Genomic DNA, 2,450 nt, shown 5'->3' with positions numbered 1-2,450 from the left:
TCTCCTTCTTCCCGGTCTCCTTCTTCCCGGTCTCCTTCTTCTCTTCGGCCATGGACCTATAAGTGCAGCCTATTCTACTTCAATTTTTCCAAGTTCGAAGGCCCCCCTGTTGATCTCCAAAAACCGTGCGGGGACGGTCTCCGATAGGGCCAGAAGGAGGGTATCCTCCTCGAGGGGAAGGTATCTGGTGAGGGCTCCGAGCATAACGACGTTCGTCGCCTGGGGGCTTCCGGCCTTCGTCGCGAGGCCCGTGGCGTCCATCGCCTTCACATCCGAAGATACAGCTCTGAGGGGGGCGAGGATCTCCTCGATGGAGGGGTATGTGGCCTCGCCGGTGGTGACTGTGACTGGCATCACGGGCCGCTTGTTCACCAGGGCGACTCCCTCTGGCGAGAGGTAGTGGGCGTAACGCAGGGCCTCGGCAGGCTCCATGGCCAGAAGGACGTCCGCGCTCCCCGGAGATATCATGGCGCTGAAGCGGCAGCCGACCCTGATGTGGTTTATGACGCTTCCGCCCCGCTGGGCCATTCCGTGGGTCTCGACCCCCCGGACCGAAAGCCCCGCCAGCATGGCGGCCCTCCCCATGATCTCGGATATCAGGATGACGCCCTGGCCTCCGACTCCGACGACGACGACGTCGCAGTCTGACGTTCTCATCTCACCACCTCGATCGCCTTCTCCGGACATATCGCAGCACAGACCCCGCACCCCGAGCAGAGGGCGTTTATCTTGGCCACCTTCCCGTCGAACTCGATGGCGGGACAGCCGAACTTGACGCACAATTTGCAGCCTCCACACTTCTCGCTGTCCACCGCAAGCCTCGGCCTTCGGACCCCGGCCCTGATCTCGCTGATGACGCAGGGCCTCCTGGCCACCACCACCGAGAGGCCCGGATGATCCCGCGCCCTCTCGAAGGTCTCGACGGTGGATTCGAGGTCGTAGGGGTCGGCGACCTCGACGAATCCCGCGCCCAGAGACCGGCAGATCTCCTCCAGGGATAGAGGGGGGGAGCTCTCGCCGCAGGCGGTGCATCCGGTCCCCGGATGGGGCTGGTGGCCGGTCATGGCGGTGATGGAGTTATCGAGGATGGCGACCGTCATCCGCGCACCGTTGTAGGTGGAGTTGAGAAGGCCGGTGAGCCCCGAGTGGAGGAAGGTAGAGTCGCCGAGGACGGCACAGATGGGCCTCTCCTCGCCGCCGAACCTGATCCCCGCGCCGACGGTGATCGACGCGCCCATGCAGAGGCAGGTGTCGACGGTTCCCATCCCGACCCCCATGGTGTAGCAGCCGATGTCGTTGGGAAATATTGCGTCCCTGCCGAAGGCCTTCCTCATGGCGTAGTAGGCCGCCCGATGGCTGCAGCCCGGACAGAGGGAGGGAGGCCTCGGCGGCAGGATGGAGAGGACCTCGGGGCTCAACTTCGGGGCCGACCTTCGCGGCAGATCGATCATCCCGGCGATGGCCTCCCGGACGGTGAGGGGGTCCAGCTCGCCTACTCCCGGAAGGTGCCCCGACCTCTTGCCCAGGATCTCGACCTCGGGGTTCCTCTCCTTTGCCACCATCTCGACGAACTCCTCGACTACCGGGTCCATCTCCTCGACCACCAGGACCCGCTCCATCCCCTCCAGGAAGTCGCCGACCGTCTTCCTGGAGATGGGATAGGCCCCTATCCTGAGGAGGGACACGTCGGCCTCCATTCCAGCGATCGCCTCTGCGGCGTAGAGGCCGGCGATCCCCGAGGCGATCACCCCGACCTCCCCTCTCATCTCGGCCCTGTTCCACGCCTCTCTTGCGAGGGCCTCTTCGATCTCCGCCTGCTTCTCCAGAAGCTCGGCGTGCAGCGGCCGAGCGTGGACCGGCAGCGCGACCCTCCTCGCAGGGTTCTTCTCGAATTTGGGACCTGCTAGCCTCTCTTTCGGCGGCCCGACCTCGACGTCGGCCCTGGCGTGGGATACCCTGGTCGTCGGCCTCACCATCACCGGAAGGCCGAACTCCTCCGATAGGCTGAAAGCCCGGAGGATCATCTCCCTCGCCTCCTGGGGGTCGGCGGGGTCGAGGCAGGGGACGCGGGCGAACGCAGCGTACCGCCGGGAGTCCTGCTCGTTCTGGGACGAGTGGCAGTAGGGGTCGTCGGCGGAGATCACCACCATCCCGCCCCCGACGCCGAGGTAGGCCAGGGTCATGAAGGGGTCTGCGGCGACGTTCAGGCCCACGTGCTTCATGGTGACCGCCGACCTCGTCCCGGTCCAGGAGGCTCCGATCGCCACCTCCATGGCCACCTTCTCGTTCACAGACCATTCGACGTGGATCCCGTGCTCTTTGGCGAGGGGGGCGAGATAGTCCACGATCTCGGAGGAGGGGGTTCCGGGGTAGCCCGATACGACCCCCGCACCCGCCTCCAGGATGCCCTTGGCGATGGCGACGTTTCCCAGCAGATATTCTCTCAAGAT

2 protein-coding genes are annotated in these 2,450 nt (G+C 65.3%); both read right to left on the bottom strand.

The annotated features are described in order from the left end of the window. Window positions 1-69: 69 nt before the first annotated feature. Window positions 70-657, bottom strand: a complete 588-nt coding sequence (locus tag ACP5EL_RS09345; RefSeq protein WP_428402242.1) for an indolepyruvate oxidoreductase subunit beta — start codon at window positions 655-657, stop codon at window positions 70-72. Next, a complete protein-coding gene (gene iorA, locus ACP5EL_RS09340) occupies window positions 654-2,447 on the bottom strand; it encodes an indolepyruvate ferredoxin oxidoreductase subunit alpha (RefSeq protein WP_428402246.1) in 1,794 nt (597 codons plus the stop codon). The genes ACP5EL_RS09345 and iorA overlap by 4 nt, the downstream gene beginning before the upstream one ends. Window positions 2,448-2,450: the final 3 nt, after the last annotated feature.

It is taken from the genome of Methanocrinis sp., from assembly GCF_049974945.1.
Taxonomy (GTDB): domain Archaea; phylum Halobacteriota; class Methanosarcinia; order Methanotrichales; family Methanotrichaceae; genus Methanocrinis.
This window is presented reverse-complemented; position numbering and strand designations above follow the sequence as displayed.

Bases quoted from the DNA above. Each gene is read 5' to 3' on its own strand.
- ACP5EL_RS09345 (WP_428402242.1), bottom strand. From the start codon at position 657: ATGAGAACGTCAGACTGCGACGTCGTCGTCGTCGGAGTCGGAGGCCAG.